27 protein-coding genes are annotated in these 23,283 nt (G+C 46.1%); 23 read left to right on the top strand and 4 right to left on the bottom strand.

The annotated features are described in order from the left end of the window. Window positions 1–104: 104 nt before the first annotated feature. The 9 genes from ccmA to ccmI are packed head-to-tail and all read left to right on the top strand — an operon-like array spanning window position 105 to window position 6,917. Complete coding sequence (gene ccmA, locus ICN27_RS08420; protein WP_215308223.1) at window positions 105–752, top strand: cytochrome c biogenesis heme-transporting ATPase CcmA; 648 nt, start codon at window positions 105–107, stop codon at window positions 750–752. Continuing rightward, window positions 749–1,414, top strand: a complete 666-nt coding sequence (gene ccmB, locus ICN27_RS08415; RefSeq protein ID WP_216269666.1) for a heme exporter protein CcmB — start codon at window positions 749–751, stop codon at window positions 1,412–1,414. Before ccmA ends, ccmB begins: the two co-directional genes overlap by 4 nt. Then, complete coding sequence (gene ccmC / locus ICN27_RS08410; RefSeq protein WP_216269665.1) at window positions 1,411–2,181, top strand: heme ABC transporter permease CcmC; 771 nt, start codon at window positions 1,411–1,413, stop codon at window positions 2,179–2,181. Before ccmB ends, ccmC begins: the two co-directional genes overlap by 4 nt. Beyond that, complete coding sequence (ccmD, locus tag ICN27_RS08405) at window positions 2,181–2,369, top strand: heme exporter protein CcmD (RefSeq protein ID WP_215308218.1); 189 nt, start codon at window positions 2,181–2,183, stop codon at window positions 2,367–2,369. Before ccmC ends, ccmD begins: the two co-directional genes overlap by 1 nt. Continuing rightward, the gene (ccmE, locus tag ICN27_RS08400; RefSeq protein WP_216269663.1) at window positions 2,366–2,797 is read left to right on the top strand and encodes a cytochrome c maturation protein CcmE; all 432 of its coding nucleotides are present in this window, start codon (window positions 2,366–2,368) and stop codon (window positions 2,795–2,797) included. Before ccmD ends, ccmE begins: the two co-directional genes overlap by 4 nt. Next, on the top strand, window positions 2,797–4,716 hold the full coding sequence (locus ICN27_RS08395; protein ID WP_216269662.1) for a heme lyase CcmF/NrfE family subunit: 1,920 nt from the start codon (window positions 2,797–2,799) through the stop codon (window positions 4,714–4,716). Before ccmE ends, ICN27_RS08395 begins: the two co-directional genes overlap by 1 nt. Next, the gene (locus ICN27_RS08390; protein WP_215308212.1) at window positions 4,713–5,237 is read left to right on the top strand and encodes a DsbE family thiol:disulfide interchange protein; all 525 of its coding nucleotides are present in this window, start codon (window positions 4,713–4,715) and stop codon (window positions 5,235–5,237) included. The genes ICN27_RS08395 and ICN27_RS08390 overlap by 4 nt, the downstream gene beginning before the upstream one ends. Then, window positions 5,237–5,734, top strand: coding sequence for a cytochrome c-type biogenesis protein (locus ICN27_RS08385; RefSeq protein WP_216269661.1), 498 nt, complete (start codon window positions 5,237–5,239; stop codon window positions 5,732–5,734). The genes ICN27_RS08390 and ICN27_RS08385 overlap by 1 nt, the downstream gene beginning before the upstream one ends. Next, on the top strand, window positions 5,727–6,917 hold the full coding sequence (gene ccmI, locus ICN27_RS08380) for a c-type cytochrome biogenesis protein CcmI (RefSeq protein ID WP_216269660.1): 1,191 nt from the start codon (window positions 5,727–5,729) through the stop codon (window positions 6,915–6,917). The genes ICN27_RS08385 and ccmI overlap by 8 nt, the downstream gene beginning before the upstream one ends. Here ccmI and ICN27_RS08375 read toward each other — a convergent pair whose 3' ends face one another. Further along, window positions 6,918–7,679 (bottom strand): SDR family oxidoreductase, encoded by a 762-nt coding sequence (locus ICN27_RS08375; protein ID WP_216269659.1) that lies wholly within the window; start codon window positions 7,677–7,679, stop codon window positions 6,918–6,920. 115 nt (window positions 7,680–7,794) lie between these two features. Here ICN27_RS08375 and ICN27_RS08370 point away from each other — a divergent pair, with 115 nt between their 5' ends. The 12 genes from ICN27_RS08370 to ICN27_RS08315 all read left to right on the top strand — a co-directional run bounded on the left by ICN27_RS08370 (window position 7,795) and on the right by ICN27_RS08315 (window position 19,085). Further along, window positions 7,795–9,096, top strand: a complete 1,302-nt coding sequence (locus ICN27_RS08370; RefSeq protein WP_216269658.1) for a TAXI family TRAP transporter solute-binding subunit — start codon at window positions 7,795–7,797, stop codon at window positions 9,094–9,096. 29 nt (window positions 9,097–9,125) lie between these two features. Then, the gene (locus ICN27_RS08365) at window positions 9,126–9,881 is read left to right on the top strand and encodes a 2OG-Fe dioxygenase family protein (RefSeq protein ID WP_215308203.1); all 756 of its coding nucleotides are present in this window, start codon (window positions 9,126–9,128) and stop codon (window positions 9,879–9,881) included. 6 nt (window positions 9,882–9,887) lie between these two features. Beyond that, complete coding sequence (locus ICN27_RS08360) at window positions 9,888–11,132, top strand: MFS transporter (protein WP_215308201.1); 1,245 nt, start codon at window positions 9,888–9,890, stop codon at window positions 11,130–11,132. Beyond that, window positions 11,083–13,578 carry a heavy metal translocating P-type ATPase gene (locus ICN27_RS08355; RefSeq protein ID WP_255535080.1) on the top strand — a complete coding sequence of 832 codons (2,496 nt, stop codon included), beginning with the start codon at window positions 11,083–11,085 and terminating at the stop codon, window positions 13,576–13,578. Before ICN27_RS08360 ends, ICN27_RS08355 begins: the two co-directional genes overlap by 50 nt. Window positions 13,579–13,587: 9 nt before the next feature. Further along, on the top strand, window positions 13,588–13,767 hold the full coding sequence (ccoS, locus tag ICN27_RS08350; protein ID WP_215304965.1) for a cbb3-type cytochrome oxidase assembly protein CcoS: 180 nt from the start codon (window positions 13,588–13,590) through the stop codon (window positions 13,765–13,767). A 169-nt stretch (window positions 13,768–13,936) separates the two neighbouring features. After that, the gene (gene ccoN / locus ICN27_RS08345; protein WP_216269657.1) at window positions 13,937–15,379 is read left to right on the top strand and encodes a cytochrome-c oxidase, cbb3-type subunit I; all 1,443 of its coding nucleotides are present in this window, start codon (window positions 13,937–13,939) and stop codon (window positions 15,377–15,379) included. An 11-nt stretch (window positions 15,380–15,390) separates the two neighbouring features. Next, window positions 15,391–16,041, top strand: a complete 651-nt coding sequence (gene ccoO, locus ICN27_RS08340) for a cytochrome-c oxidase, cbb3-type subunit II (protein WP_216269656.1) — start codon at window positions 15,391–15,393, stop codon at window positions 16,039–16,041. 5 nt (window positions 16,042–16,046) lie between these two features. Beyond that, window positions 16,047–16,214, top strand: a complete 168-nt coding sequence (locus tag ICN27_RS08335; RefSeq protein ID WP_216269655.1) for a cbb3-type cytochrome c oxidase subunit 3 — start codon at window positions 16,047–16,049, stop codon at window positions 16,212–16,214. Then, a complete protein-coding gene (ccoP, locus tag ICN27_RS08330) occupies window positions 16,211–17,134 on the top strand; it encodes a cytochrome-c oxidase, cbb3-type subunit III (protein WP_216269654.1) in 924 nt (307 codons plus the stop codon). The genes ICN27_RS08335 and ccoP overlap by 4 nt, the downstream gene beginning before the upstream one ends. Window positions 17,135–17,137: 3 nt before the next feature. Next, window positions 17,138–18,595, top strand: coding sequence for a cytochrome c oxidase accessory protein CcoG (ccoG, locus tag ICN27_RS08325; RefSeq protein ID WP_216269653.1), 1,458 nt, complete (start codon window positions 17,138–17,140; stop codon window positions 18,593–18,595). Between the two features lie 32 nt (window positions 18,596–18,627). Continuing rightward, window positions 18,628–18,831 carry a FixH family protein gene (locus tag ICN27_RS08320; protein ID WP_215308195.1) on the top strand — a complete coding sequence of 68 codons (204 nt, stop codon included), beginning with the start codon at window positions 18,628–18,630 and terminating at the stop codon, window positions 18,829–18,831. Next, window positions 18,828–19,085 carry a hypothetical protein gene (locus tag ICN27_RS08315; RefSeq protein WP_215304954.1) on the top strand — a complete coding sequence of 86 codons (258 nt, stop codon included), beginning with the start codon at window positions 18,828–18,830 and terminating at the stop codon, window positions 19,083–19,085. The genes ICN27_RS08320 and ICN27_RS08315 overlap by 4 nt, the downstream gene beginning before the upstream one ends. Window positions 19,086–19,092: 7 nt before the next feature. Here ICN27_RS08315 and ICN27_RS08310 read toward each other — a convergent pair whose 3' ends face one another. Continuing rightward, window positions 19,093–19,848: a helix-turn-helix domain-containing protein gene (locus ICN27_RS08310; RefSeq protein ID WP_215308193.1), complete on the bottom strand. Its 756-nt coding sequence runs from the start codon at window positions 19,846–19,848 to the stop codon at window positions 19,093–19,095. A 65-nt stretch (window positions 19,849–19,913) separates the two neighbouring features. Here ICN27_RS08310 and ICN27_RS08305 point away from each other — a divergent pair, with 65 nt between their 5' ends. Continuing rightward, a complete protein-coding gene (locus tag ICN27_RS08305; protein WP_215308192.1) occupies window positions 19,914–20,645 on the top strand; it encodes a sulfite exporter TauE/SafE family protein in 732 nt (243 codons plus the stop codon). Here the strand turns inward: ICN27_RS08305 and ICN27_RS08300 are convergent. Continuing rightward, entirely contained in the window at window positions 20,642–22,279 is a 1,638-nt protein-coding gene (locus tag ICN27_RS08300; protein ID WP_216269652.1) for a SulP family inorganic anion transporter, read from the bottom strand. The genes ICN27_RS08305 and ICN27_RS08300 overlap by 4 nt on opposite strands. 13 nt (window positions 22,280–22,292) lie before the next feature. Then, on the bottom strand, window positions 22,293–22,694 hold the full coding sequence (locus ICN27_RS08295) for a DUF2177 family protein (RefSeq protein ID WP_216269651.1): 402 nt from the start codon (window positions 22,692–22,694) through the stop codon (window positions 22,293–22,295). Between the two features lie 87 nt (window positions 22,695–22,781). Between ICN27_RS08295 and ICN27_RS08290 the strand changes: the two genes are divergently transcribed. After that, window positions 22,782–23,222, top strand: a complete 441-nt coding sequence (locus ICN27_RS08290) for a universal stress protein (RefSeq protein ID WP_215308189.1) — start codon at window positions 22,782–22,784, stop codon at window positions 23,220–23,222. Window positions 23,223–23,283: the final 61 nt, after the last annotated feature.

The following is a 23,283-nucleotide window of genomic DNA, read 5'->3' as shown; positions in this document are numbered from 1 at the left end:
AATTAAAAGAAATTTATTCTTTAAATGCTGTTTTAGGTAGTTTGACAGCCCCCAGTGGGTCTTGGACAATGCCTGAGGTGGTTTGATTCAAGCCATTACCTCCGATGACAACGACCAATTCTTCCTTCCCAGCATCTGCAACCGCAGCCCTCGAAGCTCGGAAAATCACTTGCGTGCGCGGTGATAGAGCGCTGTTTTCAGGTCTAGATTTACAGTTATTTGCCGGGCAGTGCCTCCATATTCGTGGCGAGAATGGCGTTGGTAAAACAAGCCTCTTGCGCTTGCTCACCGGCTTGGCTTCTCCTGAGTCTGGAGAGGTGTATTGGTGTGGCCATGCTATTCAAAAACAAGCCTCGGAATATCGCAGCAAACTTTTGTTTTTAGGTCATCGCGATGCACTAAAAGAAGACCTCAGTGCTATTGAGAATTTGCGCATGTATGCAGCTATCGATGGTATTGCGCTTTCCGAGCAAGATGCTTTTGCTAGCTTACGGCGATTTGGCCTGAAGGGGCGCGAAGACCTGCCTATTCATTGTTTATCGGCGGGGCAGAAAAAACGAGTTTTGATGGCGCGCATGCTAACGCGACGAGCGCAAGTATGGATTTTGGATGAGCCCTTTAATGCCTTAGACACCCATGCCGTCGGGGAGTTGCAAGATTTGATCGTCGAGCATCTTCAGGGCAATGGTTTAGTGGTGCTGACTAGTCATCAGCCTTTGACTATTTCTGGTCTGCGAGTACTGGATCTATGAACGCTTTTACCGCTATCGTCTATCGCGATCTATTGTTGGTAATGCGTCGCAAGAGCGAGGTTCTCACTGCATTGTTTTTCTTTGTCATTGTGACAAGTTTATTCCCGCTGGGAATTGGTGCTGATACTGCCTTATTGAGAAAGATTGCTCCTGGTGTGATTTGGGTTGCGGCCTTACTCTCGACCTTACTTGGTTTGCAGCGGATGTTTGCAGCTGATTACGCAGACGGCACCTTAGAGCAACTGGTCTTGTCCCCAAATTCATTTACCGCCTTAGTATTTGGCAAGATCGTTGCCCATTGGCTGGTATGTGGGCTACCCTTGGTTTTGTTAGCACCAGTGATCGGCATTCAGTTTGACTTAGATACCCAGTCTTTAAAGGTGCTGATGGCAGCCTTATTACTCGGAACACCTGTTTTATCATTGCTAGGCTCGGTTGGGGCGGCCCTCACGCTTGGGGTAAGGGGTGGCAGCGTATTGATGAGCCTCCTGATCTTGCCGCTCTATATTCCTGTACTAATCTTTGGGGCGGGCGCCGTATACGCCAGCAGTGTCGGGCTGGATATCACGGGGCATTTTTCACTGTTGGGCGCTTTATTGATTTTGGCATTAGCATTTGTACCTTGGGTCAGTGCAAGCGCTGTAAAGATTGCTATCGAATGAGTAATGTAAATAATTTATCTTCTAGTCACGTAATGAGCTGGTTCAAATTTTCGAGTCCGAGTGCCTTTTATCCACTAGCCGGAAAAATGATTCCTTGGTTCTGGGCCCTCACCGTTATTTTTGGATCTGCCGGCTTGTGGGTAAGTTTCTTTGTGGCACCGGTAGATGCAGTGCAAGGTCAGGGTTACCGCATTATTTTTGTTCATGTACCGGTCTCTTGGATGTCAATGTTTATCTATGTGGTGATGGCTACATGGGCCGGATTAGGTCTGATATTGAATACTCGCCTATCGGCCATGATGGCTCAGGCCTTGGCCCCGATCGGTGCCTGGATGGCTTTCTTATCTCTGTGGACTGGTGCATTTTGGGGTAAACCTATGTGGGGTGCTTGGTGGGTATGGGACGCCCGCCTAACCTCAGAATTAATCCTACTCTTTTTGTATCTTGGTTTTATCGCTTTGCAGGCCTCTATTGATAATGTCCGCCGTGCCGATAAAGCCGGCGCGATCTTGGCCTTAGTAGGTGTGGTGAATGTACCTATTATTTATTTTTCAGTGAAATGGTGGAATACCTTGCATCAAGGCGCCTCCGTTTCGCTAACCAAAGCACCAGCCATGGCTCAGACTATGCTTTGGGGTATGTTGTTGATGGCTTTATGCTTATGGATGTACTCAATTGCAGTAGGGTTAATGCGTGTGCGCGCCATCATTTTGGAGCGTGAGGCTCATACTGATTGGGTTAGACAATTAAATGAGGTGAAGCATTAATGTGGAATAGTTCGGCTGAATTCTTTGCCATGGGTGGCTATGCCCTATATGTATGGTGTAGCTTTGGCGCCTGTGCCGTGGTGTTCTTATTAGAGCCCCTCACTGTTCGTGCACGCCATCAGGCAATCATACGTAGATTGCAACGTGAAGTTTTGGCTGAACAGTTTGATCAACAGGGTGGCAAGTGAAACCAAGATATAAGCGAGCTGCCATTATTGTTGGCGCACTGATTGCCATTTGCATCGCGGCAGTATTAATTTTGAATGCCCTCAATAGTAATATTGCCCTCTATGTCACCCCGAGTGAAGTAGCTGCTGGTAAGTCACCGGCTGGTCAAGTCTTTCGTATTGGCGGCATGGTCAAGGATGGATCAGTTAAGCGAGATGGTTTAACAGTGAACTTTGTGATTACCGATATGGTGAAAGATATTCCGGTGGCATACACGGGCATTCTTCCGGATTTATTTAAAGAGGGTAAGGGCGCCGTGATTCAAGGTCGCCTTGATCCAAGCGGACAATTTGTTGCGAGTGAAGTATTAGCTAAGCATGATGAGAACTATATGCCTCCAGAGGCAAAGCATGCTCTAGAGCAGGCTCAAAAAAATGGAAATAAATAATGATTCCTGAATTTGGGCATTACGCACTAATACTAGCCTTATGTATCGCCATCATTCAAGGGACACTTCCATTGGTCGGTGCACATCAAAGTCGCCGTGAATGGATTTTGTTAGCAAGACCAGCGGCGCAAACTGTTTTTCTATTGCTCGGTATTGCATTTGTGATTTTGGCCTGGAGCTTTTACTCAAATGATTTTTCTGTTCTTTATGTAGCAGAGCATTCAAATTCACAAATGCCCGTCATTTACCGCTTGGGTGCGGTATGGGGTGGTCATGAAGGCTCTCTTTTACTCTGGGTTTTCTTACTATCAACCTGGACTTTTTTAGTAGCTCAGCTTTCGAAGGCGCTAGATGAATTTATGGTGGCGCGTGTGATTGGTGTATTAGGTTTGGTGACTACTGGCCTACTATTGTTCGTGATCGCTACCTCCAATCCTTTCGAGAGACTGCTACCAGCTGCTCAGGATGGACGATCTCTTAATCCACTTCTTCAGGATCCAGGTTTAGTATTTCATCCGCCGATGTTATACATGGGATACGTTGGCTTCTCAGTAGCTTTTGCATTTGCGATTGCATCTTTGTTGTCAGGGCGTTTAGATGCTGCTTGGGCGCGTTGGTCGCGTCCATGGACAACGGCTGCTTGGGTATTTCTCACTCTCGGTATTGCCCTGGGTTCTTGGTGGGCTTATTACGAATTAGGTTGGGGTGGCTGGTGGTTCTGGGATCCCGTGGAGAATGCATCATTCATCCCTTGGCTAGTTGGCACTGCTTTGCTCCACTCGCTTGCAGTCACTGAGAAGCGCGGCGGTTTTAAGAGTTGGACAGTGTTGTTAGCGATTACCGCTTTCTCACTATCGCTTTTGGGAACCTTCTTAGTTCGGTCTGGAGTGCTGACTTCAGTGCATGCATTTGCGACTGACCCTACACGCGGCGTCTTTATCTTGATTTTCTTGGTGCTGGTGGTGGGTTCCTCCTTGGCACTTTACGCTTGGCGTGCTCCCAAGAGTACCCTTGGTGGTAAGTTCAGCTTAACATCACGTGAGACCTTCATCTTGCTTGGCAACGTTTTCTTGGTGGTGTCTGCTGCATCAGTACTCTTGGGCACTCTTTACCCTTTACTGATTGATGCTCTTCATTTAGGAAAGATCTCAGTAGGGCCTCCATATTTCAATAGCGTTTTCGTGCCCATCATGATCCCCTTGTTAGTGCTGATGGGAATTGGACCTTGGACAAGCTGGAAAAACTCGAATCTTTTGGATGTGATCAAGCGCTTGTGGATTGCAGCCCTGGTTGCAGTGATTGCGGCGGCTTTAATTCCATTTGCCATGGGTCAATTTACTTGGCTTAGTAGCCTTGGTTTCTTATTGGCTTTCTGGGTGATTTCATCTGGCGTACTACAAATTATTCGCCAAGCGAAAGCAGGTAAACCAACGCGTTCATTTATTGGTATGCAGGTAGCGCATTTAGGGATAGCAGTCTTTACGATTGGCGTCACTATGGTGGGCGCCTATCAAGAGGAAAAAGATGTGCGTATGCTCGCCGGTGAAAGCGTAAGTGTCGGTGGCTATGATATTCAGCTGCAGGGTGTTAGCCCTGTTCCTGGCCCGAACTATAAAGCGATGCAAGGTACTTTCTTATTAACTCGCAATGGGAAGCTAGAGGCAACGATGTACCCAGAAAAGCGCAGTTATTTTTCATCAACGATGCCCATGACCGAAGCAGCAATTGATGCAGGACTCACTCGGGATATCTATGTTTCATTGGGCGAAGAGTTGGAGGATAAAGCATGGGCGGTCCGAGTTTATTACAAGCCTTTTGTTGATTGGATTTGGGGTGGTTGTGTATTGATGGCTCTAGGTGGTTTGCTGGCAATGTCTGATAAGCGCTATCGCATGAAGTTGAAGAAGGCAGCAGCATGAAAGCCAAGTTTTTAATTCCACTGATTTTGTTTGTCATTTTGGTTGGATTTTTAGCGGTAGGCTTAAATCGTGACCCACAGGAAATACCCTCGCCACTGATTGGTAAGCAGGCGCCTGCCTTTGAATTGCCTCAGCTAGCAGATCCTCAAAAAACCTTTTCACCAGAGAGTATGAAAGGCAAGCCTTGGATTTTGAATGTCTGGGCTTCTTGGTGTGTTGCTTGCCGTGAGGAGCACCCCGTTCTGGTTGAGCTGGGTAAATTGCAAGTGGCACCAATTATTGGATTGGATTACAAAGACAAACGTGACGATGCAATGGCCATGCTTGCCCGTCAAGGCAATCCGTATTTATTATCAGCTTTTGATGCCAATGGTCGAGTAGGTATTGATTATGGCGTCTATGGCGTTCCAGAGACCTACGTTATTGACAAAGCTGGCGTTATTCGGTTTAAACATATTGGACCGATCACGATGGAATTACTTCGTAAGAAGATCATTCCTTTATTAGATGAGCTCAAATAATGTTGAGAAAGACGCTTCAATCCCTCTTGCTCACTTTTACCGTGTTGTGTTCTATCGGTGCAACCGCTAAGGATGCAGTCCCGTTAGCTGATGACCCGGTCACCGAGCAGCGTCTGATTGTGATTTCAGAAGAAATGCGCTGCTTAGTTTGTCAGAATGAATCCCTTGCCGGCTCACGCTCTGATTTAGCAAATGACTTACGCCGAGAAATTCGTATTCTGATCAATGAGGGTAAGACGGATGAGCAAATTCGGAATTTTATGGTGGAGCGTTATGGCGACTTCGTTTTATATCGCCCGCCTGTAAAGCCGATCACCTGGCTCCTATGGATAGGCCCTTTTGTCATCTTGCTCGCCGGAATTATTGGTTTAATGGTGTATCTGCGTCGTAGAAATCAGGCTGTGCCTAGTGCCACGCTATCTGATGCGGATAATCGTCGTATTGATGCACTACTTCAGGATGCTAAGTCCCGTTCAATAGAAAATACACATGACTAGTTTTGTAATATCCGCTCTCCTGTTATTGGTCCTGGTCTTGGTACTCCTATTGCGCCCATTATTTTTTCCCGCAAAAGAATCCGCAACCTCACGTCGTCAGATGAATGCAGCCATCTATCGGGAAGAGCTTGATAAGCTCGAGGCTGATCGTATGGCGGGTACTGTGGATAGCTATAGCTATGAGCAGACTCATGCAGAAATGCGTCAGCGGCTTTTTCAGGATACGGATGAAGCGGATGATTTCGCGGTACTAGGCTCTCCGAAGAAAACCATCATAGGAATTTGTCTTTTTGTAGTAATACTTTCAGCGGGTTTCTATTTCTACCTTGGTGATGCTGCTCAGATTGCCCAGAAGAGCACTGAGAGGCCGATGACTCAAGAGTCGGTTGAAAAGATGGTTGACGAGTTTGCCGCTAAGATGGATAAAGAGCCTGACAATCTCAAGGGTTGGGCTATGCTAGCTCGCTCCTATCGGATTTTGGGTCGCAATACCGAGGCTGCAAATGCCTATGCTCGTGCAGGCTCTTTTATTGATTCGGACCCGCAATTATTGGCTGACTATGCTGATGTATTGGCGGCAAATGCAAATGGTAATTTTGCTGGTAAGCCGCAGCAACTCATTAATAAGGCGCTAGCCCAGGACCCGAATAATTTGTTAGCTCTTTGGCTTTCTGGAACTGCCGCTTTTAATGTACAGAACTATAAAGCTGCAGTGCAGTCCTGGGAGAAGTTAGCAAAGCAATTGCCCGGTGAGTCTGATGAGGCGCGCGCGATCGCTGCTTCTATTGCGGAGGCGCGTAGCAAGGGTGGCCTTGCGTCAGTTAGCGCACCTGTAATCAGTAATCAAGGCGTGAGCGGGCAGGTAGATATTGCACCAGAACTGAAGCCTAAAATTAAAGTAGGTGATGTATTGATGGTGATCGCCCGTAAGCCTGGTGAGCGTATGCCAGTGGCTGTTCTCAAAACCCCGGTTACTGCATTCCCAATCAGCTTTGTTTTGAATGATGCTTTGGCAATGAGCCCTAATGCATTGATTTCTCAAATACCTGAAGTATCAGTTGAGGTGCGCATTTCAAAAACAGGAATGGCAATGCCAGAAGCCGGTGACTTGATATCTACGCCGCAAACGATCAAGGTGGGCACGACTAATGCTCGTCTTATCATCGGACAGATTAGGCCTTAATTAGCCCCGACCAACAAATGGCATATTGCTTGCCATGATGGTCATCGAGAGAATATTGCTTTCTAAAGGCAGTTGAGCCATCTGCAGAACGGCTTGCCCAACATGATCTACATCCATGAGTGGCTCAACCTTTTTTGAGCCATCTGGCTGCAAAATGCCAGCAGCCATAGGGATTGTCATTTCAGTGCCGGCATTACCTATATCGATCTGACCGCAGGTAATATTAAATGGACGACCATCCAATGCAATCGATTTAGTTAATCCAGTCATAGCATGTTTAGTGGCGGTATATGGAGCAGACATCGGGCGGGGCGCATGCGCAGAGATTGAGCCATTATTAATAATTCGGCCACCTTGCGGAGACTGAGTCTTCATCATGCGGATGGCCTCTTGCGAGCAAAGGAAAGCCCCGCAGAGATTAGTATTGACGACATTCATCCACTGTTCATAACTCAGCTCTTCCATCGGGATTGCAGGCGCTCCCATGCCGGCATTATTAAAGAGCACATCTATGCGGCCAAACTGTTTTTGGATTACTGAAAATAACTTCTTTACTTGTTCTGGTTTGCCAACATCACAGCTCACTGCGAGGCAGTTTTGGCTATTCCCACCAATATCGTGAATGGCTAAATTGAGCTTCTCCAGATTTCTACCGGTTAGAACGACTCTAAATCCACCTTGCAACAGTGCTTTTGCTGCAGCTTTTCCGATACCCGTTCCGGCCCCTGTGACCAGGGCTACTTTGTTGGCAGCTGAATTCATTATTGTCCTAATGGCTCTTGAAAACCCCCATCTTATCCTGAAATAATTCGAATCAATTCATTCCGCTCTAGATCCTTGGGCTCGGGGCATAATGACAAAAACAAGCAGAATTTTTATGAACTTCATACGCAAAAATATCTATAACCCTGTGGCAGTTGCCATCGCCTTTTTGATTCTGGTTGTCATACTATTTGCCACACTCTGGGTGTTGGTGCCGCCTCCACCTAGGTCGATTGAGTTGGCAACGGGTTTCCCAGCCGGCCTTTATCAGCAATTTGGTACAAAGCTCCAAAGTGAGCTTGCCCAGGAGGGCATCTCTCTCAAGTTAAAAACCACGGGTGGAACAAACGATAATTTAGCCCTATTAAAGGATCCACACTCTGGCGTTGACTTTGCAATGGTTCAGGGTGGCGTAGCAGATTTATCTAAGTACCCTGATTTTATTTCTATCGCCGGTGTGTTTTATGAGCCGGTATGGGTGTGGTACAGGGAGTCCAGCTTTCAAAATGAATCAGGACGATTGGGTTTATTGAGTCAGCTAAAAGGTAAGCGAGTATCCATTGGCAATGAAGGTAGTGGCACGCTGTCCCTAGCCTCTCAATTACTTTCTGCAAGTGGATTGAGTCTTGGCGATATTCGTGCTGAAAAATTAAAGCCACTTGATGCGTTGGAGAAGTTCAAAAAAGGGGAGTTAGATGCTGTATTTTTAGTAAGTGCTGCGGAGGCTCCTTTAGTCAAAAATTTTTATGAAACTCCTGGCATTCGCTTAATGAGCTTTGAGCAGGCTGAAGCTTATGTTCACTTATTCCCTTTTCTCTCAAAGGTAACAGTGCCCCGAGGTGTCGTTAGCATTGCCTATGATCTTCCGCGTCAAGACATTCAGGTATTGGCCGCAACAGCTACCTTAGTAGGTAAGAATGATGTTAGTCCTGCTTTGGTAACACTGTTGCTTGGCGCTACCTACGATATTTTAAAAACTTATGCATATTTACAAAAGCCGGGAGAGTTTCCATCGGGTACTGGCCTTGATTTTCCTTTACATGTTGATGCTGAAATCTACTTAAAGGATGGTCCGTCTTTCTTGCATCGTCACTTGCCTTTTTGGACAGCGGTATGGATTGGACGCTTTGCAAAAATTGTGATCCCACTTCTGGTAATTTTGATTCCCTTATTTACCTATATTCCTGCAGCTAAAAATTTACTCCTGCGCCTCAAGTTATCTCAGGTGTATGAGGAGCTTAAAGTGGTAGAAAGAAATGCATCTAATCCAGATTTAAAAGAAAAGAATCTCAAGGATTTGGAGAATATTGAGCGAAGGGTGGGCAATATCAAAGTATCTATGTTGGATGCAAAAGAGTTGTATGACCTAAAAGGCCACGTGGGGGAGGTGCGCAACCGCTTGAATCTGTATTCCTAAGTCGGTTGGTATGCGCCTAAAATAAACCCATGACTCTTTCCAGCCTTTTACCTCCACTAACACCCGCCAGGGAGCTGGTTCAATCTTTACGAGAAGATGGTTTTGCAGTCGTCTCTGCTCAGGATGTGGCGCAAATTGCACATGTTGATCTTGCTCAGCTACTCAATCTCAATCAATTTTGGGAGGACTTGCCTCGGGACCCGTACCTGAAGGATGGTGGACGGTATCGTTTTCGCCGCCACTCAAGCTTTGAGATCAGGGGCGAATCTCTGGCGAGCGTGCCACATCGAGCCCACTGGCAGTCTGTTGATTACAACGCTTTGCATGGCGGTATCGAGCGTTGGTTTGAGCCTTCGCAAGCTGAGCTCACTAGTAATCCTGCATGGCATTCTCTTTTGCTGGGTTTGGCACAGATTCTGAATGGCCTGAAGAAGGTCAATACTTGGTTTATTGAGGCTCACCAATTTCGAATTGATACGACTGATGGGATTGGGCGGCCAACACCTGAGGGTGCCCATCGTGACGGCGTTGATTTTGTAGCCGTCTTTTTACTCAATCGAGTTGATGTCAAGGGTGGCGAGACCCGAATTTTTAGTGCAACCGGTTCTACTGGTTTGCGATTTACTCTCACCGAGCCTTGGTCTTTATTGCTGATGAATGATGAAAGAATGATTCATGAATCTACCCCGATTCAGCCCTTGGGACAGCACGGCTATAGAGATACTTTGGTCCTCACTTTCCGTTCGAATGGTTTTCAGGATTCCCCTAACAGTAGTCAGCAGTAAGTTCTTATGCGTTTGAAACCCACTGGTTACACACCCCTGATGCTGATGGCGCAAACTTGTGCGCTATTGGGTTTTGCTTGTTACGCAGTGGTATTAACAACATTACAAGATGAATGGCATCTCAGCAATTTACAGTCTGGTCTTATTGCTAGCGCCTTCTTTTTTGGTTACATGCTGATGGTCCCATTGGCAACGGCTCTCACCGATCGCGTTGATGCCAAAAAAGTCTATCTCGTAGGCGGTCTTTCAGCAAGCTGTGGATTACTCGGCATGGGTCTCTTTGCCTATAACTTTTGGACTGCCTTGATATTTATGGCGCTCAATGGAATTGGTCTAGCGGGCACTTATATGCCCGGCTTAAAAATTCTGTCAGATCGCATTAAAACCGGCGAACTGACCCGCCATATTGCCTTCTACACCGCATTCTTTGGGATTGGTACTGGCTTCTCTTATCTATGCTCTGGTTGGATCTTAAATAGCTTGGGCTGGCGCTATGTTTTTGGAATCATTGCCTTAGGCCCATTTACTGCATTGTTGATTGTGCTCTTATTTATTCCCGCACTCACCCATGAAAAGTGGCACGGTCCAATACGCATTCACTTGCGTGATATTTTTCCGCTTGATAAGTGGCGCTTAGTACTGCAAGATAAAACAGCCTCAGGATTTATCTTTGGCTATACCGCCCACTCAATCGAGTTATTTGCCTCCCGCAGTTGGATCGTAGCCTTTTTTGGTTTCTGTGCCATTCTGACAGGTGATTCCTTTTTATTAACTGCAACGACTCTTGCAGGTGTGATTAATTTCTTTGGGGTTCCTGCATCTATCATCGGGAATGAAATTGCCTTAAGAATAGGACGTCAAAAATGGATTTTCTTTGTCATGCTATCTAGTGCAGCATTTGGAGTGGCACTCGCTTTATCAACAGGACAGTCTTGGTGGTTGATTATTGCCCTAGCAGTGGGGCACACGATTTTTATCATGGCTGACTCCGCCACCTTAACTGCGGGCTTAGTTATTAGTGCTAAAGAAAATATTAAAGGTGCCGCAATGGGGCTCCATTCTTTAATGGGCTTTGGAGGCGGGTTGTTGGGCCCCGCTATCTTTGGTTTTGTCCTTGACTTAACAGGCTCGCGTGCCTCACAAATATCTTGGGTCTGGGCCTATGCTGCAGTGGTAGTTTGGGGTGTTCTGTTTGTGCTCTATGAGCGTCGTAATGGCTGGGCGAGTGGGTCTATCGCCCGTAAGTCATGATTTATTCATGAGCCCTAGCTTGCCAAGTAATAGCTGTTATCACTGTGGCAGCTTTATTCTTCCAAATGATTCTTATGAGCTTGAGCTTGCTGGTGTCCATAGAAAATTCTGTTGCGCTGGATGTATGGCAATTGCGCAAACGATTCATGGTGAAGGGCTAGAGGTATTCTATGTACGCCGCGCACAGTCAAGCGATAAGCCAGCAGCCTATCTTGCTTCCAGTAAAATTCCTAACAGTCTGACTCCATACGATGATCCTTCTTTGCTCGGTAGATATACTCGGCCTAGTGGTGATGGGTCTGATTTAGAGACTACTCTACGATTAGAGAAGATTCGCTGTGCTGCTTGTGTGTGGTTATGCGAGCAGCACCTACGACGTATGCCTGGTGTCAAAGAAGTGCAGATTAACTACGTAAGTCAAAAGGTCAAGGTGGAATTTTCACCTGAGAAAACCAGTCTTGCTCGCTTACTCTTTGAGATAGAACGCATTGGTTACGAGGCGTGGCCTTTTGAGCCCTCACTCTCCATTGAGAGATCTAAAAAAGAACGTCGGCAATTACTTACTAGACTGGGGGTTGCATTACTAGGCATGATGCAAGTCATGATGTATGCCTGGCCAAGCTATGTTGGTGATAGTGATATTGCGGTGGAATATGACCTGCTTTTGGGCTGGACTAGCTGGATTCTCACGGTTCCAGTGATGACTTATTCAGCTGGCCCGATTTTCCAGGCAGCCTGGAGGAGTGTTGCTTCGTTTCGGCAAACGCATATGTTGGGTATGGATGTGCCAATTGCTTTGGCTCTAGCCCTAGCATTTAGTGCGGGCACCGTAAATCTCGTAACAGGCTCAGGTCAAGGCTATTTTGATTCCATCACCATGTTTGTTGCCTTTATTTTGGCGGCACGCTATGTAGAGTTATTGGCACGACAAGATGCTCAAGGTGGGGCAGAGGCTTTGGCAAAACAATTGCCCGCTACATGTGAGCGAGTGTCGAGCTATCCAACATCTTTGCAGGTTGAAATTGTTCCAGTGGTTCGCTGTAACCCTGGTGAAGTGATTCGTGTTCCTCCAGGTGATGTGGTTCCAGCTGACGGAGTTTTGATTGAGTCTGAGAGCTCTTTAGATGAGTCACTGCTTACTGGTGAGTCCAAGCCGATTGATAAGAAGATTGGTGATCGAGTATATGCAGGTACGCACAATATTCTTAATCCCGTATTGATCAGAATCGACGCTGTAGGCCAATCTACTCGTATTGCAGGTATTGCTTCATTACTTGATCAGGCACTGCAAGCGAAGCCTGTCATGGTCAGTCTCGCAGAAAAGTGGGCTGGGTATTTTGTAGGTCTTCTGTTGATGGTTGCTTTTTTATCTTCAGCAATTTGGTACTACGTCGACCCGAGTAGGGCTTGGACTGTTTTGGTCTCTGTGCTGGTTGCTAGTTGCCCTTGCGCCCTATCTCTAGCCTTACCGACGGCGATGGCTGCAGCCCAGGGCGCCGTAACAAAACTCGGTGTGTTGATTGTGCGCGGTCATGTACTCGAAGGTTTGGTCAAAGCGACGGATTTAGTGCTGGACAAAACTGGCACTCTCACTATGGGTCAACCAGAATTACAAGAAGTCCTAGTTGCCCGCTCAGATTTTTCTCGAGTAGATGCATTGAAAATTGCTGCGTCCATGGAGGCAGGTCAAAAACATCCTCTTGCGCTATCACTATTGCGTGCTGCAGAAGCTGACAATCTTTCGCTCAGCACCTTGCCTGAGGCAGTGATTAATCAATTAGGCAAAGGCCTGAGCTCGGGTGTTTATCGACTGGGAAGTGCTGCGTGGGTGGGTGCTCAGCAGATTGCGCAAGACGGTCAATATGGGCAAGTACATCTAGCAGATGACCAGGGGTTGATTGCAAGCTTTCTATTCTTAGATACTCCAAGAGCGGGATTAGAAAAGTTATTAACTGCAGCGAGGTCTCGCAAGATTGCGGTCCATTTAGTTTCAGGGGATGATGAAGTGACGGTGGCATGGTGGGCGCACCATGTTGGTATCGATCGGTTTAAAGGTGCGTGCTCTCCAGAAGATAAATATCGCTATATTGTGAGCCTGCAAAAAAAGGATCGGGTTGTTTGGGCAATTGGTGATGGTATTAACGATGCCCCTTTATTGGCGCGAGCGGATGTTTCTATTGCGGTCGGAGCGGGTGCACCCCTCGCTACAGCGGGTGCGGATGCGATCTTGACTGCAAACTCCTTAGCTCCTTTAGCCCAATCGCTACTGCTGGCTGATAAAACGCAGCGAGTGATTAAAGAAAACTTGATTTGGGCGCTGGCCTATAACTTGCTGGCCATTCCAGTGGCGATGATGGGGTGGGTCAACCCTTGGGTTGCTGGTATTGGTATGTCTCTATCCTCCTTGGCCGTCACATTAAACGCCTGGCGCCTCAGAAAGGCCTAGACTAGAGGTATGGAAAGCCTTTTTCTATTAATTCCTATTTCCTTGCTGTTGATCGGCCTCTTGGCTTGGATTTTCTTTTGGTCTGTGAAGGCAGGTCAATTTGATGATCTTGAGGGCCCAGGGGAAGCAATTTTGATGGATGACGATACGCCTAAATCCAAGAATATAAGTGATCACTATAAAAAATAACTCTATTTTTTAAGTACTTAGGTAGTACAAGCACCTCATTCGAGTTGCAGGATGCCTAAATGCAGGCATCCTTTTTGACATAGATCAAAACGCCCCATGAGGCTTACTTTGATAATGACTTCAGTCTATTTGAATTATGTCGCTGCTGGGTCACAAAAAAGGAGAAACCATGGGACTTACCGTGGGGAGCAATCAAGATACCTTCAATTACAAGGTTGTCAGCCAATTTGCCATCGTTACGGTGCTTTGGGGAATTGTGGGTATGCTCGTGGGAGTTGTCCTTGCTGCTCAGCTAATTTGGCCAGATATCACTTTTAATATTCCTTGGTTAAGCTATGGCCGCTTACGACCATTACATACCAATGCAGTCATTTTTGCATTCGGTGGGTCGGCCTTATTTGCGACGTCTTATTACATCGTGCAGCGCACATGCCAGGCTAGACTCTTTTGCGACAAACTAGCGGCTTTTACCTTTTGGGGTTGGCAGGCTGTGATTGTGATGGCAGCAGTAACCTTGCCGTTGGGTATTTCAACTTCTAAAGAGTACGCAGAGCTAGAGTGGCCAATTGATATCCTGATCACCTTGGTTTGGGTTGCCTATGCTGTGGTGTTTTTTGGCACCATCATGAAGCGCAAAACCAAACATATTTATGTTTCTAATTGGTTCTTTGGCGCGTATATCCTGACGATAGCCATTTTGCATATTTTTAACAATTTAGAAATGCCAGCAAGTATGTGGAAATCCTATTCCGCATATGCTGGTGTGCAGGATGCTATGGTGCAGTGGTGGTATGGCCACAATGCAGTTGGCTTTTTCTTAACCACTAGTTTCTTGGGCATGATGTATTACTTCATTCCTAAGCAAGCAGAGCGCCCAATCTATTCGTATCGCTTATCCATCGTCCACTTCTGGGCTTTGAACTTTACCTATATGTGGGCAGGTCCCCATCATTTACAGCACACGTCCTTGCCTGACTGGACACAGTCCCTTGGAACAGTGTTCTCAATTATTCTACTGGCTCCATCATGGGGCGGCATGATCAACGGCATCATGACTTTGTCTGGCGCTTGGTTTAAATTGCGCACCGATCCGATTTTGAAATTCTTGGTAGTGGCATTGTCTTTCTACGGTATGTCTACGTTTGAGGGTTCAATGATGTCTATCAAGACTGTCAATAGCTTGTCGCATTACACCGACTGGACTATTGGCCACGTTCACTCAGGTGCCCTCGGGTGGGTTGCCATGATTACAATTGGTTCCCTGTACTACCTGATTCCCCGTTTAGTTGGACAGAAAGACATGTATAGCACCCGCTTAATTGAGGTGCACTTCTGGATCGCTACGATCGGTGTGGTTCTTTATATCGCTGCCATGTGGATTGCTGGAGTAATGCAAGGTTTGATGTGGAGAGCATTTGAACCAGATGGCACATTAACTTACAGCTTTGTTGAGTCCGTAAAAGCAACCTATCCTTTCTATGTGATTCGTTTGTTGGGCGGCCTCTGTTACTTAAGCGGTATGTTCTTAATGGCATATAACGTTTATAGGACAGTGGTTGGTAAAGCATTCGTCAATGCCCCTATTCCGCAAACTTCTGTAACTGCTCACTAAGGGGAAGAAAAATGTCTAGTGAAAATAAATTATTTTCCCACGGAACGCTTGAAAAAAATGTTGGTTGGTTAATTATTGCCACCATCGTTGTGGTGTCGATTGCTGGTTTAGTGCAAATTGTTCCGCTATTTTTTCAGCACACAACAACTGAACCAAGCCCTGGTGTAGCACCATACACAGCATTACGTTTGGCTGGCCGCGATATCTACCAGCGTGAAGGTTGTGTTGGCTGTCACTCGCAGCAGATCCGTACATTACGCTCAGAGGTTGAGCGTTATGGCCCTTACTCTTTGGCTGGCGAATCAGTATTTGACCATCCTTTCTTATGGGGTAGTAAACGTACAGGTCCTGACTTGGCTCGGGTTGGTGCTCGTTACTCCGATGATTGGCATCGCATCCACTTACGTAACCCGCGTGATGTAGTTCCCGAGTCCAATATGCCTGGATATCCTTGGTTACAGAAGAGTGCTGCCGACGCTTCCTCGATTCAGGCTCATATGGTGGCAATGCGCCGTTTGGGTGTTCCTTACACTGATGACATGATTGCAGAAGCCCCTAAGGAATTAGAAGGCAAGACTGAAGAGGATGCTTTGATTGCCTACCTTCAAGGTTTAGGTATCAATCGTCGCTACATCATGGTTGATGAAGTTGTTGCGAAATAAATCAAATGGAACAGATTGCCGCTTACCTCTCCGCTTTTTCTACCCTCATTGGACTCGCGTTTTTTGTAGGGATTGTTTGGTGGGCTTGGTCTCCAGGTAGAAAGTCTGCCAATGAAGAATCAGCCGAACTGCCATTTGATCTCCCAGATGAATTTAGTAAGGACAAATCATGAGTGACTTTTTTAATAGCGGTTGGAGTAATTACATTGCGCTAGTTTCATTAGTCGGTATTGTTTGGTGTATTTGGCTTCTAGCTTCACAACGTAAAGCCAAGGTAATCCATACAGCAGACGGTGCAGTAGCCGATACGGGTCATGTTTGGGATGGCGATTTGCGCGAACTCAATAATCCATTGCCACGCTGGTGGGCGTGGATGTTCTTACTTTCTTGCATCTTTGCTTTGGTCTACCTCGTTTTGTTCCCGGGTTTGGGTTCATTCCCAGGAGTAGTTGGCTACACCACTGACGGCGCTTTAATGAGTTCAATGACAGAGGCAAATGATGAGTTAAAGCCTGTATACGCTAAATACGTGAAGATGGATATTGAGGAAGTTGCTGCAGATCCCAAGGCACGTCAAATGGGTCAGCGTTTATTTTTAAACTCCTGTGCTCAGTGCCATGGTTCAGATGCAGGCGGTGCCAAGGGCTTCCCGAATTTGACCGATGGAGATTGGCTCTATGGCGGTTCCCCAGAAAATATTAAGACGACTCTCATTAATGGACGTAATGGAGTGATGCCTGCATATGGACATCTCGAGGCTGCGCAGATTGTAGATTTAGCCAACTATGTTCGAAGCTTATCTGGTCTACCTGCTGACGATACAAAAGTCGCTCGTAGCGCAGAATTATTTAAATCGAATTGCGTGGCTTGTCATGGTGTGGAGGGTAAAGGCAATATTGCCATGGGAGCACCTAACCTAACTGATAAGACATGGCTATATGGTGGATCAGAGGCAACCATAGTGGAGACTCTCACTAAAGGCCGCATGGCTATGATGCCGTCTCAAGATAAAGTGTTGAGCCCTGAAAAAATTCATCTTTTGACGGCTTATGTTTGGGGTTTGTCCAATAACAAGACGGCTGCAGCTAAGTAATCAGTGTCAGATCATTCGCCGGTAGGCAAGCCTATTCCGATAGATGTGATTGAGCAATCTCTTTACGAGATCCGGCGAAAGATTTACCCACGATCTGTTAGTGGCTTATTTGCTCGCTGGCGTCTCATCTTAGTATTTGCAACGCAATTATTGTTTTATGGTCTGCCTTGGATTAGCTGGAATGATCGTCAAGCAGTACTCTTTGATTTAATTCAGCGTAAGTTTTATATCTTCGGTCTCGTGCTGTGGCCACAGGATGTCATTTATCTCACGCTCCTGTTAATTCTCTCTGCCTTAGCTCTCTTTTTATTCACGGCGATTGCGGGTCGATTATTTTGTGGCTACGCTTGTCCCCAAACGGTCTATACCGAAATTTTTATGTGGATCGAGCGTAAGGTTGAAGGCGATCGTTTTGCGCGGATTCGCTTAGACGGTGAAGAATGGCCTTGGGGTATTCGTAAGTGGCGCCTCAAAATTACTAAGCATTTCCTGTGGTTCTTGATTGCTTTTTGGACTGGTTTTACTTTTATTGGCTATTTCACTCCAATTGAAACCCTCAGCACCTCCATCTTGCATCTTTCTTTGGGACCATGGCAAACCTTTTGGTTGTGTTTTTATAGCTTTGCAACCTGGGGTAATGCGGGCTTCATGCGCGAGCAAGTGTGTAAATATATGTGTCCATATGCACGCTTCCAAAGTGTGATGGTAGACAAAGATACTTTCTTGGTCACCTACGATAAGGTTCGGGGTGAGCCACGGGGTAGCCGTAACAAGTCAGCAGATCATACAACTCTGGGTCTAGGTGATTGCGTAGATTGCAGTATTTGTGTGCAAGTCTGCCCAACCGGCATTGACATCCGAGATGGCCTGCAATACATGTGTATTGGATGTGGCGCCTGTATTGATGCTTGTGATCAAGTAATGGAAAAAGTGGATTATCCAAAAGGCTTGATTCGGTATACAACCGAGCGAGCCATTGAAGAAAAAGAAACCAATCAAAATGCACTACGTCATATCTTACGACCACGTGTTTTGATCTACATCGCTTTTATTGCTGTACTTACCAGTGCCTTCTTGATCTCATTGCTGACCCGAAATCCCTTAAGGGTTGATGTCATGCGTGATCGTGGAGCATTGGCTCGCGAAGTGGATGGTGTCCGTATTGAAAATATTTACCGTATTCAGATCATGAATGCATCAGAAAATAAGATGAATGTACAGCTCAAGGCAAGTGGCCTATCGGATTTAAGAATACTTAATTCTCAGGGAGAGTTGCTTACGGAGGTTGCGGTAGGGCCAGCCAGTAATCTTTTGATTCCGATTAAAGTAAGTACTACTGTAGGTGCGCATGAGTCTGGTAATTACCCAATTTACTTTGATGTCATTGGTCAAGAGCTATCTGGTAGCGAGTTGATTATCAGGACGCGCGATGAAAAATCTAGTTTTATTATTCCCCGCTAAGCTATATAGCGATAGATAGAGAGAGGCAAAGTATGTCAGAACATGAAGCGAATAAGCCTTGGTTTAAACAGCTTTGGCCTTGGCTGCTGATTAGTGGTCCAGCAGTTGCTGCCATTGGATGTGTGATTACTATTTATTTGGCGGTCAATCTCTACTCAGATAAGCCAGTACGAGATGGTGTGGTGAAGCGTGGACTCAAAGTGGAGCAGCTTAAAGTGGAGCAGGACCGCAAATGAAGTACCGCCTATTCATCTGGATTATGTGGCCTTCATTCTTGGTTTCTATCTTGGCCGAAGGCCTCCTCTTTAGCATTGTGCATCCTGCTGAGATATTATTTTTTGGTCATCACCCCAATATCTCTGATGAAGGTATTTACACTATCGGATTTTTTGTTATTTGGATCTTTTGCTCATTTTCGAGTGCCCTGACAGCCTATATTCTTCCGGGAATTCATGCTGATGCTAAGGGCTCGGATAAAAGTTTGATATAGGCTTTAACTAGATACAAGGTTTGATCTGAACTGTGCGTTCAGGGTTTGGGGTGCCTGCCAGTTCATGCAGTCCGTCCATGTCAATGAGTTTGATATGACGTTGTTTAATTTGAATAAGTCCTGATTCTGCAAAGCGTGAGAGCATTCGGCTGACCGTTTCAATCTGAATCCCAAGATAGCTGCCAATTTCTACGCGACTCATGCGCAAATCAAATTCATTATTGAGATAGCCTCGTGCAGCCAGACGTTGAGAAAGATTGAGCAGAAAGCTTGCTAAACGCTCCTCAGCACGCAAACTACCGAGTGAGAGTAGGTGACGTTGATCTTGTGTGAGTTCACGGCTCAAAATACGGTGAAATTGCTTTTGCAGTGCCGGAATTTGCAGTGCCAAATCCTCAAATGCCTCATAGCGAATAATGCAAACCTCGCTCTCTTCTAGGGCAATCGCTTCAGATTGATAGCTACCTTCACCGATACCATCAAGCCCTAAGATCTCACCGGGTAGATGAAAGCCAATCACTTGTTGACGACCATCCTCTAAACCATACTCGGTCTTGAGGGTGCCAAAACGAATGCTGTAGACCGCAGATAGTGGGTCACCGTGACGGTAAAGGCTTTCACCTTTTTGTAGGTGAACCCGCTCTTTGACGAGGGTATCAATCTTGGCAATATCAGATTGGCTAATTCCCACGGGCAAGCAAAACTGCCCCAGTACACAGACCGAGCATTTGCCGCTGGGGACATCTGAGTTGGTGTAATTCATATTAGATCATTTACCAGATCGGTTTATTCTACTCGGATAATGTGCAATTTTAATATTTCTCGCGAATGCTGACTGCCAGTCTTCTGTTGGCGGTCTTCTTGGGCGCTCTAGTTAGTGGGTGGCACTGCGCTTTGATGTGTGGCGGTATTGCTGCCGCAGTTGAGCGTCAAGGTAGCTCCAATGGAGAAAACTACATTCCATTGCAAAGCAAGTCCGAGCTGTTTTATCTTCAGATCATCATGCATGCGGGTCGTTTAATGACCTATGTTTTACTCGGCGCCTTGGCTGCTTGGTCTGGCGCAGTTCTTTGGCAGCAAAATTTTGTACCCATTCAGCGCCCTTTGTTTGCCATTACATCACTTATTTTATTGCTAATGGGTTTACGTCTACTGCGTCCAAGACCAAATGGCTCTCCATTGTTTGGCAAGTGGCTTGGTGCACGAATGGCCGCTTATTGGGCTCAATATTTAGGGGGCTTCACGGGTCGTTCATCTCGCTGGTTTAGTGGGATGATATGGGGTCTGGTTCCCTGTGGTTTGGTCTATAGTGTTTTGCCGCTCGCTTTTTTATCGGGAGATGTCTTAACGGGTGCAGCGCTAATGCTGGCATTTGGTTTAGGCACCTTGCCAAATCTATTGTTGATTTCAAAATTTTCAGCAGCCCTGACACAACTTAGTCAATATGCTGTGGTGAGATACATCGCTGCAGGTCTTTTGTTGTCAGCCGCTCTATTTGGACTTTATCGTGCCTGGTATTTGCCGGACGCTTTACTGAAAGGCGGTTTCTGTATCAGTTAATGGGATTGACTGATTGCTCTAGCAGTGCCCTGCTGTAGGTCTGGATAGATGCAATCCACAGGCAGACGCTCTAAGAGGCCTGCTCGAGTGGCCATCTCGTAGGGTTGATGTGCTAGACCACAAATGATGAGTTTGATATTCCGATTTTTACAAACTGTTTCAAGTTCAAGTACAGCGTCCATACCAGAAACATCGATGTAGATCACGTTCTTAAGGTCAAGAATCAATACTTGTGAGGGCAATTCGTTTTCAATGTTCTCCAGAATTTTGACTGCGCCGAAAAAGATGGCGCCATAAATTCTGAATACAGCAATCCTTCCCTGATGCTGCTTTAGCTCTGGAAAATCGGCGAGATTGACCGGTTCATAGCGTGACAAACTGGAGATGCGATAAATGAAAGTGACGAAAGCAAGCAGCAAGCCTACTTGTATTGCGATAGTGAGATCTAGCACGATGGTCAGAACAAATACACTCAACATCGTTAAGCGATAAGGCAGGCGAAATTGCTTGAGGTCTGCAAACTTTCTCCACTCGCCCATATTCCAGGCAACAAACATGAGGATGGCAGCGAGGCTTGCTAGAGGAATATTTTTTGCTAGTGGTGCTCCAAATAAAATAATCACCAGCAAGGTTGCCGAGTGAACAACCCCGGCAATTGGGGTGCTTCCTCCGCTTTGTATATTGGTCACCGTTCTAGCAATAGTTCCTGTGGCTGGCATGCCACCAAAGAATGGAGTGACTACATTGGCAACGCCTTGAGCCATTAGCTCTTGATTGGAGTCGTGACGATCATGAATCAGCCCATCAGCAATCCGGGCGCATAACAGTGATTCAATCGCCCCAAGTAGGGCAAGAGTAATGGCAGGTGCAATGACAAATTGAGCGGTACCCCAGCTAATGGGGATCCATTCAAAGCTAGGTAGACCAGAGGGAATGCCGCCAAAACGACTGCCAATGGTGTCTACTGGAAGATTGAGTACGCTTGTTACTATGGTAGCCGTAGCCATAGCCATGACAGTTCCTGGGAGGTGCTTAAGATAGCCCAACTGTTTTTGAAACACTCGCCAAACAATCAGAAAGGTGAGGGTTCCGATCGACAACATCAAAGCGATAGGATTAATAGTGTCTGCAGCAGCATACAGAGTTTGGACTGCTTGAAAAAACTCAGCAGGCATCTTAGTAATTTGAAGACCAAAAAATTCTTTTACTTGAGATAGTCCAATCAGTACAGCGATGCCGTTGGTAAAACCAATAATGACTGCTACTGGAATAAAGCGAATTAATGTCCCTAGCCGAAAGAGCCCCATGAGAAATAAAAATATCCCAGACATGACGGTTGCTAGGAGTAAGTTGGCAAGGCCGTAGTGCTCAATAATGCCGTAAACAATGACAATGAATGCGCCAGCTGGCCCGCCAATTTGCACACGACTGCCGCCTAAGATGGAAATGAATCCGCCGGCAATGATTGCAGTAAAGATACCTGCTTCTGGTTTGAGTCCGCTGGCAATCGCAAATGCCATTGCTAAAGGTAGTGCAACTACCCCAACCGTGATGCCTGCCAATATATCTTTACTTAACAGGGCGCCGTTATAGCCCTTCAGGGAGTCGAGTAGTTTGGGGTGAAAAAAACGCATATGCGATAGGCTCTTAAGCTATCCGATTGCCTACCCAGTAGGCGATAGTCGCCGATAGTGCGGTAACAGCAGATCCCCAGGCAATGTCTACAAATGCTAAGCGCATGGGAAAGTCACGAATCACTGCAAGATTGGTGAGATCGTAAGTCATATAACAAAAGAAGCCAAATAAGACCCCATACTGCGCTGCGTATACCCAAGACTGTTTTGAAATCGCTGGAAAGATCACGAAAATCGATGCCCCAAGTGCGTATAAGAGATAAAAAGCCAGTCCTGCCCACAATTTTGGCTCGCTGGCCATGAGGGATCCCATCTCGTCACGATAGAGGTTCCTGGCGATGCCAAGAAGCCAAATTAAATCGATGATGATCAGTGTCACTAGAAACGAAAAATACACTGCAAAGTACTTGAGCAATTTAGTTTCCTTTTTATGCTTTTACAGTTGAGCAATAAAGATTATGATGGAATGAAAGGTATTAGGGTTAATTTAACAGGAGTCAATATGTTCAAGCATTTATTAGTACCAGTGGATGGTTCAGATGTGAGTAAAAAGTCCTTAAAAAAGGTAGCTGAGCTTGCAAAGGCCGATAAAGCTGCCGTGACATTGGTTTATGTTTCTGATCCAATGCCGCCGATGGTGTATTCCGATAGCTCGATGGGTTACGGAATTTCTCAAAAAGACCATAAGAAGGTCTGCGAGGCTTACGCCAAAGATGTCTTTAAAAAGGCCTCTCTTTTATTGGGCGCCAGTGTAAAAGCAGGTACTCTTCATATCCCTAATAGCAATTTATCAGAGGGTATTTTGGATGCTGCTAAGAAATCCAAGGCTGATGTGATTGTGATGGCCTCACACAAGCGTACTGGTATTAAGAGCGTCTTATTGGGAAGCGAAACGCACGAGGTGATTGTGCATTCCAAGATACCAGTATTGGTGCTTGGTTAATACCTCAGCATAAAAAAATAAAGGGGCCTTATGGGCCCCTTTCAATTACTGATTTGCATCT

This window comes from Polynucleobacter sp. Nonnen-W13 (genome assembly GCF_018881735.1).
Taxonomy (GTDB): Bacteria; Pseudomonadota; Gammaproteobacteria; order Burkholderiales; family Burkholderiaceae; genus Polynucleobacter.
This window is presented reverse-complemented; position numbering and strand designations above follow the sequence as displayed.